This window comes from Phytobacter massiliensis JC163, assembly GCF_000321045.1.
Taxonomy (GTDB): Bacteria; Pseudomonadota; Gammaproteobacteria; order Enterobacterales; family Enterobacteriaceae; genus Phytobacter_A; species Phytobacter_A massiliensis.
Map to the genome: position 1 here is coordinate 300,755 of NZ_HE578946.1, position 12,337 is coordinate 313,091.

Sequence of the window (12,337 nt, forward strand, 5' to 3'; positions counted from 1 at the left end):
AAAAGCCCGGCAACGGATGCCGGGCCTTGAGCTTATCAGCCGCCAAACTGATCCGGGTCCGGGCCAAGCCGTTTTCCCTGCTCCAGTTTAGCGATTTCCGCCATTTCGTCTTTATCCAGACGGAAATCCCAGACGTCAAAGTTCTCGGCAATGCGCGAGGGCGTAACCGATTTCGGAATCACCACCAGCCCGCTATCCAGATGCCAGCGTATCACCACCTGCGCCGGGGTTTTGCCGTACTTGTCCGCGAGGGTGCGGATAATCTTCTGGTCGAATACCCCTTCGCCCCCCTGGGCCAGCGGGCTCCAGGATTCGGTCTGGATTTTATGGGTCGCATTCCAGGCGTGAAGCTGGCGCTGCTGCATCAGCGGGTGCAGCTCTATCTGATTGACCACTGGGGTAACGCCTGTCTCATCAATAATCTTCTGCAGATGGTGGATCTGGAAGTTACAGACACCGATGCTCTTCACCAGCCCCTGCTGTTGCAGTTCGATCATCCCTTTCCACGCCTCGACGTAGTGGTCAATCGCCGGTACTGGCCAGTGCATCAGGTAGAGATCCACATAATCGAGTTGCAGCTTGTCCAGGCTCTCCTGCAGCGCCTCACGAGGGCGCTTCTGGTCGTCGTTCCACAGCTTGGTGGTGATAAACAGCTCATCGCGCGCCAGTCCCGCGCTTTTTAACGCCGTACCGACGCCCTCTTCGTTTTTGTAGGCCGCAGCGGTATCGATGGAGCGATAGCCGACTTCCAGCGCTTTATGAATGGCGGAAACGACCTCTTCATTGCCCGCTTTCCACACGCCAAGACCCAGCTGCGGCATCATGCTGCCGTCTGCAAGCTTAATCACGGTTGGATGTGTCATGCATTCCTCCTTTTATGAGCTTACCGGGACGTATCCCGGTAAGGTTGTGTGCATTAATTCTGGACGAAAAGCGCAAAAACGAAAGGAAGAGGAGCAAAAAGCTTAGCGCGCCGCTTCGTAAATGCGACGGCTGACATCAAGGGTAATGTCCTGATGTTCGCCAAGTTTTGTCATGCCGTGTTCGTCCAGTTTCGCCAGCAGCGCCGGGATAGAACTGCCATCAAGACCGTAGCCGGACAGCCGCGTCGGCACGCCCATTTGCTCGAAGAAACCGCGGGTGGCTTCGATAGCCGCGTCGATACGCTGGTCGTCGCTGCCCTCGGTAATGTTCCAGACGCGTTCGGCGTACTGCAGCAGCTTGGCGCGTTTGGTATCGCGTTTTTCATTCCACAGCGCAGGCAGCACCACCGCCAGGGTCTGGGCGTGATCCAGCCCGTGCATGGCGGTCAGTTCGTGGCCCAGCATATGGGTCGCCCAGTCCTGCGGCACCCCTGCGCCAATCAGGCCGTTCAGCGCCTGCGTCGCCGCCCACATCACGTTGGCGCGCACATCGTAATTTTCCGGCTCCTGCAACGCTTTCGGGCCTTCTTCGATAAGCGTCAGCAGAATGCCTTCGGCGAAGCGGTCCTGAATTTTGCCGTTAACCGGGTAAGTGACATACTGCTCAACGGTATGCACAAAGGCGTCGACCACGCCATTCGCCACCTGGCGCGGCGGCAGGGTATAGGTGTAAACCGGGTCCAGCACGGCAAAAACCGGCTGTACAAACGGCGAGTGGAACGCCTGCTTATCGCCGGTGGTTTTACGGGAAATCACCGCGCCCTTATTGGATTCCGAGCCGGTAGCGGGCAGCGTCAGCACGGAACCCATCGGGATGGCGCTGCTGATTTTGCTGCCGGAGGTTTGCAGAATTTCCCACGGGTCGACCCCTTCGGCGTAGTGCGCCGCCGCGGCGATGAATTTGGTGCCGTCGAGCACCGAGCCGCCGCCCACCGCCAGCAGGAAGGTGATGTTATCTTCACGGGCAATCTTCACCGCGTTCATCAGCGTTTCGTAAGAGGGGTTCGGTTCAATGCCGCCAAACTCCTGCACGCTCAGCCCTTCCAGCGCGCTGTAGACCTGGTCCAGCACGCCGTTTTTCTTCACGCTGCCGCCGCCGTAAGTAATCAGAACGCGGGCGTCCGCGGGGATCTGCGCGCGCAGATCGGCAATCGCGCCTTTGCCAAACAGAATGCGGGTCGGGGTATGGAGAGTAAAGTTGTTCATTGCTCGTTCCCTTTATGGTTTAACAACAGTGGGCAGTACTCTGCCCGATGGGGAACATTGTCAGCCCACGGCGGCCCGCTCTCAATGCACATTCCTGTCAATGTCTTGCCTGTTTCTCCATCCTGCTGGAGAAACGTCATCTGAATATGCACACTATAAGGGTTGAAAAAACCAGCCGGAGCGGCGCGCTATGAATCGTAACGAAATTTGCCAGCAGCTTACCCATAAAATAAAACTACTGAAAAATAATGAAAATCATCTCAGTTCGCTGCTGCCGGATATCCGCCTGCTGTACGGCACGCAGCCGGGGACCCGCACGCCGGTGATGTACCAGCCGGGGATCGTATTTCTCTTTTCCGGCCATAAAATTGGTTACATTAACGATAGGGTGTTTCGCTACGATGCCAATGCCTATCTGCTGCTCACCGTTCCGCTGCCGTTTGAGTGTGAAACCTTTGCCACCCCGGCAGTTCCGCTGGCCGGGCTGCGGCTTAACGTTGACATTCTGCAGCTGCAGGAGCTGTTGATGGACATTGGCGAGGATGAACACTTTCAGCCCTCGGTGGCGGCAAGCGGCATCAACTCCGCCACCCTTTCTGATGAAATTCTCTGCGCCGCCGAGCGACTGCTGGATGTGATGGAGCGTCCGCTGGACGCCCGCATACTGGGGAAACAGATTATTCGTGAATTGCTTTACCATGTGCTGACAGGCCCGCGCGGCGGGGCGCTACTGGCGCTGGTCAGCCGCCAGACCCACTTTAGTTTAATCAGCCGGGTGCTTAAGCGGATTGAAAGCCAGTACACCGAAAACCTCAGCGTGGACCAGCTGGCCGCCGAGGCCAATATGAGCGTGTCGGCTTTTCATCATAACTTTAAATCGGTCACCAGCACTTCCCCTCTGCAATATCTGAAAACCTACCGCCTGCATAAGGCGCGTATTCTGATGATTCATGACGGGATGAAAGCCAGCGCGGCGGCAATCCGCGTGGGCTATGAAAGCCCGTCGCAGTTCAGCCGGGAGTTTAAGCGCTACTTTGGCGTGACGCCGGGCGAAGATGCGGCAAGGATCCGCACTATACAGGGAATGTAGCGTTGGGGTAGCCCGGATAAGGCAGCGCCGCATCCGGGAACAGGCAGAAACTGTCAGCTATTGCAGTACTTCTTCTTCACCACCACCACTAGCGTGCCCAGCAGCCCGGCGACCAGCAGGAACACCGGCAGGATCATCAGGAAGGTCATCACCTGGTCTTCGTGGTGCTTAACGAACGGGATCATGCTGATGGCGTAGCCCAACGACGTCACCAGACCGACCCACAGCAGACCGCTCAGCCAGTTGAACAGCTGGAAGCGACGGCTGGATAAGCCCGAGATGCCCGCCATCGTTGGCAGCAGGGTTCGCACAAAGGCGAGGAAGCGGCCAACCAGCAGCGCCAGCAGACCGTGACGGTCAAACATGCAGGTGGCCCGCTGATGATATTTTTCCGGCAGCTGCGCCAGCCAGCCTTTCACCACCCGCGTATTGCCAAGCCAGCGCCCCTGCAAATAGCTTACCCAGCAGCCGAGGCTGGCGGCAGAGGTCAAAATCGCCACCGTGGAGATGTAATCCATGCAGCCGCGGGCAATCAGTGCGCCTGCCAGCAACAGCAGGCTGTCGCCGGGCAGAAACGAAGCAGGAAGCAAGCCGTTTTCCAGAAAGAGGGTGGCAAACATCACGAGATAGACAACGCCTACAACGTGGGGATTCGCCAGCGCCGCAAAGTCATGTTGCCAGAGCGCAGCGATAATATCGTGAATTACAGCCATGGGCTTTCCTGTGGTACCGCGTAGAAAGAACTATTGTACTCCCTTATTGCCCGAAACACCTTGATCGCGGGCGCAATAAATACAGAGTAATCCGCTGGCGTCGGCACAATTTCCTCTGCCTTTAAATTTAGACGATACGCTGGAACCCTGCCGCTAAATCCTCGATCAGATCTTCAACATTTTCTAAACCAATATGTACGCGCACCAGCGTGCCTGTGAAATCCACTTCACCCGCCGGGCGGATGGCGGCGATCTCTTCCGGCTGGTTCGCCAGAATCAGTGACTCATAGCCGCCCCAGGAGTAGGCCATGCTGAACAGCGTAAAATGGTCGAGATAGTCCGCCAGCTCTTTTTCATTTAGCCGCTTACGCAGGACAAACGAGAACAGCCCGCTACTGCCGGTAAAGTCGCGTTGCCAGAATTCATGGCCTTTACTGCCGGGCAGCGCCGGATGATTGACCCGCTCAACCTGCGGATGGGCGGCCAGCCACTGCGCCACTTGCAGGCTACTTTCATGGTGCTGGCGCAGGCGTACGCCAAGGGTGCGCAGGCCGCGGCTGGTCATATAGGCGGTATCGGCGTCCACCATCTGCCCCATCAGGTAGGCATTCTCCCGCAGCTGGTCCCAGCAGCGGGCGTTGGCGACCGCGGTGCCGATCATGCCATCGGAATGGCCAATCAGGTATTTGGTAGCGGCCTGTATCGAGACATCGATACCGAAATCGAGGGCTTTGAACAGCACGCCCGCCGCCCATGTATTGTCGATCATAATGATCGCCTCGGGGGCAACGCGTCTGACCGCGCTGACGATGGCGGGGATGTCATGCACCTCCATGGTGATGGAGCCGGGGGACTCGAGAAAGACCACTCTGGTTTCAGGCCGCACCAGACGGGCAATATCCGCGCCGATCATCGGGTCGAACCAGCTGGTCGTTACCCCCAGCTTTGCCAGAATTTTGGTGCAGAAGTCCTGACTTGGCTCATAGGCCGTGTTGGTCATCAGCACGTGGTCGCCCTGCTCAACAAACGCCAGAATCGTATTCGCCACCGCCGCCGCGCCGCAGGGGAAGAGGGCGCAGCCCGCACCGCCTTCCAGCTCACACATCGCCTCCTGCAAAGAAAAATGGGTCAACGTACCGCGACGCCCGTAGAACAGCCCCCCCTTCGCCCGGTTGCGCGTGGCCTGTTTTTTCGCTTCTACCGTGTCGAACACCAATGAGGAAGCGCGCTGAATCACGCTATTGACTGAACCCTGAGTATATTTCTTGCTGCGCCCGGCATTTACCAGCGCCGTATCGATATGCTTCGCCGTCATAGTAGTCAACCTGTTTTTATACGTCTGGACGTCCAGACTACCATGATTAACAGAGCGTGTACTGGCGCTGCGGAGATAAAGCAGAAAATTTTATGAATATTCGCCAACGGTACTTTTTTACTGCGTAAGCGCAAGGAAAAAGAGGGGATATTCATGCAGTATGTAAATACTAATGAGAACGACTATCAATTCGATGATGTTTTGATATTATTATGCTCAGATTTTGTGATTTGCGTCGTGGAGATGAGAGTGGGTAACAATTTGATGCAGACGGATCTCTCCGTCCTGGGTATGTATCAACATGCCGACATCGTAGTAAAGATTGTGATGATCGGGTTGATCCTGGCATCAGTCATCACCTGGGCTATTTTCTTTAGCAAAAGCGCAGAAATGCTTGGCCACAAGCGCCGCCTCAAGCGTGAACAGCAGCAGCTGGCGGAAGCCCGCTCGCTGAACCAGGCTTCTGAAATCGCTGCGGGTTTTCACGCCCGTAGCCTCAGCGCGCAGCTTATCAATGAGGCGCAGAACGAGCTGGAGCTTTCGGCTGGCAGCGAAGACAACGAAGGCATCAAAGAGCGTACCGGTTTCCGTCTTGAGCGTCGCGTTGCTGCAACAGGCCGCTATATGGGGCGTGGCAACGGCTATCTGGCGACGATTGGCGCTATTTCGCCGTTTGTCGGGCTGTTTGGTACGGTCTGGGGCATCATGAACAGCTTTATCGGTATCGCCCAGACCCAGACCACCAACCTTGCAGTGGTTGCGCCGGGCATTGCCGAAGCGCTGCTGGCGACCGCTATTGGCCTTATCGCGGCAATCCCTGCCGTTGTCATCTACAACATCTTTGCCCGCATGATTGGCGGTTACAAAGCGACACTTGGCGACGTTGCCGCCCAGGTTCTGCTGCTGCAGAGCCGTGACCTCGATCTGGCCGCCAGCGCATCGGTAAAGCCAGTTCATAATGCTCAGAAACTACGCTTAGGTTAACGCTCCATGGCAATGCGTCTTAATGAAAATCTGGACGATAACGGCGAAATGCATGAAATCAACGTGACGCCGTTTATCGACGTCATGCTGGTTCTGCTGATTATCTTTATGGTGGCTGCGCCGCTGGCGACGGTTGACGTTAAGGTCAATCTGCCCGCATCCTCCAGCCAGCCGCAGCCGCGCCCGGAAAAGCCGATTTACCTTTCCGTTAAAGCCGACAACAGCCTGTTTGTGGGTAACGATCCGGTGACGGAAGAGACCATGATTGGTCAGCTGGACGCGGCGACCGAAGGCAAAAAAGATACCACGATCTTTTTCCGCGCCGACAAAACGGTCGATTACGCCACCATGATGAAAGTGATGGACAGCCTGCGTCAGGCCGGCTATCTCAAGATTGGTCTCGTTGGGGAAGAAAACGCGAAAGCGAAGTAACCCTAAAGCCCGGTGGCGATGCGCCACCGGGTATATATCTAGCCTAAATGTTCCCCGCCGCACACGCCGTGCACTTCTGCAGTCACGTAGCTTGATTCTTCACTCGCCAGGTAAACATAGATGGGCGCCAGCTCGGCAGGCTGACCTGCGCGCTTCATTGGCGTCTGCTGCCCAAACTGCGGCAGTTTCTCCTGCGGCTGACCGCCGGAAATTTGCAGCGCGGTCCAGATGGGGCCTGGGGCGACGATATTCACCCGAATACCTTTCTCCGCAACCTGCTTTGCCAGGCCACGGCTGTAGTTAAGAATGGCCGCTTTTGTTGCCGCGTAATCCAGCAGATGCGGGCTCGGCTGATAGGCCTGAATGGAGGAGGTGGTGATAATACTCGCTCCCGCCGGCAGCAGCGGCAACGCTTCCTGGGTTATCCAGAACAGCGCAAAGACGTTAACGGTAAACGTGTGCTGGAACTGTTCGCTGCTCAGCTCGCTGATTTCCTCAACCGCGGTCTGCCTGCCGGCAACCAGCGCCAGGATATCCAGCCCGCCCAGCGCCTTGTGCGCGTCATGAACCAGTGAGCGGGCAAAAGCTTCATTACTTAAATCGCCGGGCAGCAGCACCGCTTTACGGCCACAGGCTTCGATCAGCGCTTTCACTTCCTGCGCATCTTCCTCTTCGGCAGGCAGGTAGTTGATGGCGACATCCGCGCCTTCACGGGCGTAGGCAATCGCCGCAGCGCGGCCAATACCCGAATCGCCCCCTGTCACCAGCGCCTTACGGCCGGTAAGACGATCACGGCCCTGATAACTCTTCTCACCACAATCCGGCACCGGCGTCATTTTAGCCTGCACCCCTGGCGCGGGCTGCTTCTGCTTCGGATATTCACCGGTGTAATACTGAGTTGTTGGGTCGTTGAGATTAGGCATTATGCGTCTCCCTTTTGGTTGAACATACATTAAGGGTAGTCATAACTGCCGCGTGTTTGCGGGTAAACCAGGATTATCCTTAGAAAAAGGCCAGCCTGAGCCGTGGGGAAACTCATCTGGTTTATAACCTCTTGTTCCCTGTCTTACCAATTTGCACGGTTGTGTGACAACTTTCGCATTTAATAAAAAACGTAAAATTGAAATGAATTTTAGCAATAGCCCAGGGGGGGAGATCCTCTTATCGTTCCTGACGACGCCATTATTTAAGAGGATGAAATCGTGGAAAATAACCACCGGTTGTCCGTTGCAGAAAAACTGGGTTTTGGTATGGGCGATGCGGCCTGCGGGATTGTCTATTCTTCCGTGACGATGTTTCTGACCTGGTTTTATACCGATATTTATGGCCTGTCCGCTGCGGCGGTGGGCGTAATGTTTTTAGTCACCCGTATTTTAGATGCAATAACCGACCCGCTGACAGGCATTGTCGCAGACCGGGTAAAAACGCGCTGGGGCCATTTTCGCCCGTGGCTTATCTGGTTTGCGATTCCTTATGCCGTGCTGGCGGTGATGACCTTTACCACCCCGGAATTCGGCGCCTCGGGCAAATTAATTTACGCCTACATTACCTATACGCTTTTAATGCTTTGCTACACCTTTATCAATATTCCTTACTGCGCGCTGGGCGGCGTGATTACCCGCGATGAAAAAGACCGCCTTTCAGCACAGGCGTACCGCTTTACTATCTCCTCGCTCGCGGGGCTGCTAGTCTCGGTGGCGACCCTGTTCCTGGTCGACTGGCTTGGCAAAGAGAATAAACAGTTTGGTTTTCAGGCCACCATGGCAATCATGGGTGTTATTGCGGTGGCGATGCTGGCGTTTTGCTTTTTCTCAACCCGGGAAAGGGTCCAGCCCGCTATTGATACACAAAGCTCAATTCGTGAAGACCTGCGCTTTTTACTGGCTAATGACCAGTGGCGTATTGTGGCGGTTATCACCTTCTTTTCCAGCATGGCGGGGGTCATGCGCAGCGCGGCGACGCTCTATTACGCAACCTATTTAATGATGGGCGGCGTTAATTCCGCTGCCGGTACGGCAATGAAATCCGCATTTGTTTCCACAAGCGTGGTGGGCACAATTATCGGCAGTATTGTCGCGGGCTATCTGGCGAAACGGTATCGCGCCGTCTCGTTATTTAAAAATATTAACCTGCTGCTGGTGGCGGTGGGCGTGATTATGTTTTTCGTTCCGCCGACCTGGCTGCCGGTGGTGTTCCCGCTCTATTTCCTTGTTGGCTTTTTCCATCAAATGTACCAGCCGTTTAAATGGAATATGATGGCGAACTCCGCCGACTACGGCGAATGGAAATTTGGCCGCCGCAGTACCGGGCTTATCTATTCAGGAAATTTATTCGCGCTAAAAATGGGTATGGCGGTAGCAGGGGCCGTGGTGGGCTTTTCACTGGGGTTATTCGGCTATCAGGCCGGCGTGGCGGAGCAGACGCCGCTGGCGACAACCGGCATTATCAGCCTGTTGACGCTCGGGCCTTCTCTCTCGTACCTGCTGCTGTGGTGGCTGGCCCGCTTCTATAAGCTCGATGATAAAACCATGGAAACCATCCAGCGCGATTTGGCCGCCCGCCAGCAGGCGCACGCCATGGAGCCAGAGTCGGTGCCGGTGGCTGCCAGCGCTCCCTCTAAAGCCTGAGGAGAAAAGAGATGAACAGCGAATTTTATCAGAACCCTATTCTCTGCGCCGACTATTCGGACCCGGATATCGTTCGTGTCGGTAACGATTTTTTTATGGTGTCGTCCAGCTTTAACCATATGCCGGGGCTGCCTGTTTTGCACTCGACCGATCTGGTGCACTGGCAGATTATCAACCATGCCATCCCGGCGTTAAACCTGCCGGGGTATGAATACGTTCAGCCGGGGAAGGGGGTGTGGGCTCCTTCATTACGCGTTCATGATGATCGGTTCTGGATCTTTTTCAGCACCCCGGACGAAGGCATTTTTATGTGTCACACCGCCGACCCGTGGGGCGAATGGAGCGAGCCCCACTGTGTGGTTGAAGCCAAGGGCTGGATCGACCCCTGCCCGTTATGGGATGACGACGGTCGCGCCTGGCTGGTGCATGCTTTTGCCCAAAGCCGCAGCGGCATCAAGCATCAGCTCCAGCTGTTCGAAATGACGCCCGATGGCCGCAGCCTGCTCGGCGAGGGCAAAATCATCTATGACGGTACCTGCGATCTGCCCACCCTGGAAGGGCCGAAGCTCTATAAACGGCAGGGCTATTACTATATTTTTGCCCCTGCGGGCGGGGTGGAGTCGGGCTGGCAGTCGGTTCTGCGCGCCCGCACAATGGCCGGGCCGTGGGAAGTGAAGAACGTGCTTTTTCAGGGGCAAACGGCAATTAATGGCCCTCATCAGGGAGGCTGGGTCGAGCTCGATAACGGTGAGTGCTGGTTTGTCCATTTTCAGGATGCCCATCTCTATGGCCGCGTGGTTCACCTGCAGCCGATGTGGTGGGGGGATGACGGCTGGCCGCGCATCGGCGAACAGCGCGACGACAGCGGTACGGGCCAGCCGGTGCTGCGCTGGCGTCGTCCGGCGGTAGGCGCGGAGCATTACGCAACCTGCCAGCCACAAACCAGCGATGAATTCGCCAGCGGTAAGTACGGGCTGCAATGGCAGTGGCAGGCCCGGCCCCGCGCCGACTGGCTGGTGGAGAGCGCATCAGGGCTTAGCCTGCGCTGTACGCCTCTGCCGGTTCGCTACGGCGATGGCGTGCTGTACGGCGCGGCGCACCTGCTGCTGCAAAAATTCCCGGCCTTACGCTTTAGCGCGATGACCCGGCTTTCGCTCCAGGCCGAACAGGACGGGGATGCTGGCGGGCTGATTATTTATGGCGAACGCTATGCGGCGCTAACGCTGGAAAAGCGGGAAGACGCCTGCTGGCTTGTTTATCTCTACGGCTGGATGACCGATGCCGGGCATGTTCTGCAGACTCGCCAGCCGCTTGAGCCGCTGCGCGCGTCCACCTGCGCTTTGCGCGTTGAGGTTAAAGAGGGGGGAATCTGTCATTTTGCCTGGCGCGAAAACGATGAGGGGGAGTGGCGTACCGTGAACCGTCCTTTTGCTGCCGGTAAAGGGAAGTGGGTTGGCGCGAAAGTCGGCCTCTTTGCCGCCGCGCCTGGCGTCAACGCCGGGGGGGTATGCCGCTTTAGCCACTTTAACGTGGCGGATTAGCCGCAGGGCTGGCAGGAGCGCTCGCCACATCCAGGGTGGCGAGATCTTCTTCCAGCGCGACGGTGGTGACGCTGGCGGTGCGAAAGCCCCCCTCGGCCAGCTTGCGGCTGATGCGCAGCGTGGCCACTTCCCGCGCCAGGATGTGCTGATAATGGGCTTCCAGCCGCGCCATGATTTTATCCCGCAGTTCGGGGTGCTGCTGCGTGATGGCGTTAATCGTCGCGCCGTAAATTTCTTCTTTCACCTGGTAGGCGTAAATTTCCCGCCGGTTCTGCCATTTCAGCCTGACAAGGGCGGCGGGAATGGAGATAAGCTCATGGGCGATACGCTGAATGGTGGCGTTTTTTGTCTGGATTAATACGTCAAGATTCTGCTTTAAGATAAATTCATCGCTTTTGTGATTATCTAAAGCTAAATAAACGTTGTTATTATCTATCTCCTTCACGTTATTCATCCTCCAGTTTATAAAACAAAGGCCCAGTTTTTTCCCGGGTAATGAGATTAAGCCAAATTTCATTACCGGCATCATTAATTTGTTGGGTTTTTTCAGCGATTATTTGACTTAGTGCCTGAGCATCGATTTCGCCCTCGGCCTGCAAATCGTTGAGTAGCCGGGCGAAAGCCTCGATTTTAACTACGCGAAATAAACGATCTTTAATATGCCGGTCGCGCTCCTCAAGCAACATATTGCGTGATTGCCCGCCAGGTCTGGCGTTGGCTAATATGTCGCTGGCATAATCGGAGAGCGATCTTTTTCCCTGAGCTAAATTATTGTCTTTTTCTGCTTCTTCCGGTTTCGTTTCCGCAGCGGAAATGTGAAAGCGAGCCGGGACCAGATTCTCGGGCAGCATTTCTAATATCCTTTAATTTCAACGAGGTAGGAATGATCCAGGCGTGAGTTCCGTTGACAATATCATGGCGCACTTTTAAAATCAAAAAAAATGGAGCCTGCACATGAACAGTATTTATTATTCTGTCTTGATTTTATTGCTGTTGACCGGTGGGGTGCTTTTATTGATGCGCGAAAACAATAAAAAGCCGCTGGTTGACGAAACCGACACTCCGCCGCAACCAGCCAAACCTTTGTCTAAAGAGGAAGGTGAAGACCATTTTTCGATGCTAATGAACGTGATTACGCCGGTATGGTACTGGCGGGTTAATCACGAATATATTGACTTTTTACATGCGACAATAAAACGCATGAACATGGCGGAAATTAATAGCGTTCCAGGCTTATTCGAAGCTCAGCGGCGCTGTAGCGATCTCAATTCTGCCGTGTACAAATATTACGACAATATAAAGAAACGCTGTCTGAACGGTGAAAAGGTGCTGCACTCCGATCTGGACGTGCTCAATCTGCGACAGTGTTTCCGTGAGTTCAGCATGGAGGCCTATCCTGAACTGGTGGTGCTGGTGTGGCCAGAGTACCAGCGCCCGCAGGTTGACCCGGCGGAAGTGTAGGCAGTTATGTTGGTTTAGTGTTGCAAATTCTTTGCCTGGCTGAGT

At 55.6% G+C, this 12,337-nt stretch carries 13 protein-coding genes; 6 read left to right on the plus strand and 7 right to left on the minus strand.

Going from position 1 to position 12,337, the window contains the following annotated elements:
* Nucleotides 1-35 precede the first annotated feature (35 nt).
* Together dkgA and yqhD are read right to left on the minus strand one after the other, a co-directional pair.
* The gene (gene dkgA, locus ENTHG_RS11845) at nt 36-863 is read right to left on the minus strand and encodes a 2,5-didehydrogluconate reductase DkgA (RefSeq protein WP_044179921.1); all 828 of its coding nucleotides are present in this window, start codon (nt 861-863) and stop codon (nt 36-38) included.
* A gap of 102 nt (nt 864-965) precedes the next feature.
* Nucleotides 966-2,129 (minus strand): alcohol dehydrogenase, encoded by a 1,164-nt coding sequence (yqhD, locus tag ENTHG_RS11850; RefSeq protein ID WP_044179923.1) that lies wholly within the window; start codon nt 2,127-2,129, stop codon nt 966-968.
* 190 nt (nt 2,130-2,319) lie between these two features.
* On the opposite strand from yqhD, the gene ENTHG_RS11855 reads away from it, so the two are divergent.
* Nucleotides 2,320-3,219 carry an AraC family transcriptional regulator gene (locus ENTHG_RS11855; RefSeq protein ID WP_044179925.1) on the plus strand — a complete coding sequence of 300 codons (900 nt, stop codon included), beginning with the start codon at nt 2,320-2,322 and terminating at the stop codon, nt 3,217-3,219.
* Nucleotides 3,220-3,272: 53 nt separating this feature from the next.
* Here ENTHG_RS11855 and ENTHG_RS11860 read toward each other — a convergent pair whose 3' ends face one another.
* Nucleotides 3,273-3,932 carry a DedA family protein gene (locus ENTHG_RS11860; protein ID WP_044179927.1) on the minus strand — a complete coding sequence of 220 codons (660 nt, stop codon included), beginning with the start codon at nt 3,930-3,932 and terminating at the stop codon, nt 3,273-3,275.
* A 127-nt stretch (nt 3,933-4,059) separates the two neighbouring features.
* Nucleotides 4,060-5,247: a cystathionine beta-lyase gene (gene metC / locus ENTHG_RS11865; RefSeq protein ID WP_044179928.1), complete on the minus strand. Its 1,188-nt coding sequence runs from the start codon at nt 5,245-5,247 to the stop codon at nt 4,060-4,062.
* Between the two features lie 249 nt (nt 5,248-5,496).
* Between metC and exbB the strand changes: the two genes are divergently transcribed.
* Together exbB and exbD are read left to right on the plus strand one after the other, a co-directional pair.
* Nucleotides 5,497-6,231, plus strand: coding sequence for a tol-pal system-associated acyl-CoA thioesterase (gene exbB / locus ENTHG_RS11875; protein ID WP_044180692.1), 735 nt, complete (start codon nt 5,497-5,499; stop codon nt 6,229-6,231).
* A 6-nt stretch (nt 6,232-6,237) separates the two neighbouring features.
* Nucleotides 6,238-6,663 (plus strand): TonB system transport protein ExbD, encoded by a 426-nt coding sequence (exbD, locus tag ENTHG_RS11880; RefSeq protein ID WP_044179930.1) that lies wholly within the window; start codon nt 6,238-6,240, stop codon nt 6,661-6,663.
* Nucleotides 6,664-6,701: 38 nt separating this feature from the next.
* Here exbD and ENTHG_RS11885 read toward each other — a convergent pair whose 3' ends face one another.
* On the minus strand, nt 6,702-7,586 hold the full coding sequence (locus tag ENTHG_RS11885; RefSeq protein WP_044179932.1) for an SDR family oxidoreductase: 885 nt from the start codon (nt 7,584-7,586) through the stop codon (nt 6,702-6,704).
* 279 nt (nt 7,587-7,865) lie between these two features.
* Here ENTHG_RS11885 and ENTHG_RS11890 point away from each other — a divergent pair, with 279 nt between their 5' ends.
* Together ENTHG_RS11890 and ENTHG_RS11895 are read left to right on the plus strand one after the other, a co-directional pair.
* Complete coding sequence (locus ENTHG_RS11890) at nt 7,866-9,290, plus strand: glycoside-pentoside-hexuronide (GPH):cation symporter (RefSeq protein ID WP_044179934.1); 1,425 nt, start codon at nt 7,866-7,868, stop codon at nt 9,288-9,290.
* A gap of 11 nt (nt 9,291-9,301) precedes the next feature.
* Nucleotides 9,302-10,831 (plus strand): glycoside hydrolase family 43 protein, encoded by a 1,530-nt coding sequence (locus ENTHG_RS11895; protein WP_044179936.1) that lies wholly within the window; start codon nt 9,302-9,304, stop codon nt 10,829-10,831.
* Here ENTHG_RS11895 and ENTHG_RS11900 read toward each other — a convergent pair.
* On the minus strand, nt 10,815-11,276 hold the full coding sequence (locus ENTHG_RS11900) for a hypothetical protein (RefSeq protein WP_044180695.1): 462 nt from the start codon (nt 11,274-11,276) through the stop codon (nt 10,815-10,817). The genes ENTHG_RS11895 and ENTHG_RS11900 overlap by 17 nt on opposite strands.
* A gap of 1 nt (nt 11,277) precedes the next feature.
* Nucleotides 11,278-11,682 carry a hypothetical protein gene (locus ENTHG_RS11905; protein ID WP_044179939.1) on the minus strand — a complete coding sequence of 135 codons (405 nt, stop codon included), beginning with the start codon at nt 11,680-11,682 and terminating at the stop codon, nt 11,278-11,280.
* A gap of 103 nt (nt 11,683-11,785) precedes the next feature.
* On the opposite strand from ENTHG_RS11905, the gene ENTHG_RS11910 reads away from it, so the two are divergent.
* Entirely contained in the window at nt 11,786-12,292 is a 507-nt protein-coding gene (locus ENTHG_RS11910) for an ESA_00282 family adhesion-associated protein (protein WP_044179940.1), read from the plus strand.
* The last annotated feature ends 45 nt before the right edge of the window (nt 12,293-12,337 follow it).

What these genes read in the sequence shown, in the direction of transcription:
- dkgA (WP_044179921.1), bottom strand. Translation starts at nt 863, where the DNA reads ATGACACATCCAACCGTGATTAAGCTTGCAGACGGCAGCATGATGCCG.
- yqhD (WP_044179923.1), bottom strand. Translation starts at nt 2,129, where the DNA reads ATGAACAACTTTACTCTCCATACCCCGACCCGCATTCTGTTTGGCAAA.
- ENTHG_RS11855 (WP_044179925.1), top strand. Translation starts at nt 2,320, where the DNA reads ATGAATCGTAACGAAATTTGCCAGCAGCTTACCCATAAAATAAAACTA.
- ENTHG_RS11860 (WP_044179927.1), bottom strand. Translation starts at nt 3,932, where the DNA reads ATGGCTGTAATTCACGATATTATCGCTGCGCTCTGGCAACATGACTTT.
- metC (WP_044179928.1), bottom strand. Translation starts at nt 5,247, where the DNA reads ATGACGGCGAAGCATATCGATACGGCGCTGGTAAATGCCGGGCGCAGC.
- exbD (WP_044179930.1), top strand. Translation starts at nt 6,238, where the DNA reads ATGGCAATGCGTCTTAATGAAAATCTGGACGATAACGGCGAAATGCAT.
- ENTHG_RS11885 (WP_044179932.1), bottom strand. Translation starts at nt 7,586, where the DNA reads ATGCCTAATCTCAACGACCCAACAACTCAGTATTACACCGGTGAATAT.
- ENTHG_RS11895 (WP_044179936.1), top strand. Translation starts at nt 9,302, where the DNA reads ATGAACAGCGAATTTTATCAGAACCCTATTCTCTGCGCCGACTATTCG.
- ENTHG_RS11905 (WP_044179939.1), bottom strand. Translation starts at nt 11,682, where the DNA reads ATGCTGCCCGAGAATCTGGTCCCGGCTCGCTTTCACATTTCCGCTGCG.
- ENTHG_RS11910 (WP_044179940.1), top strand. Translation starts at nt 11,786, where the DNA reads ATGAACAGTATTTATTATTCTGTCTTGATTTTATTGCTGTTGACCGGT.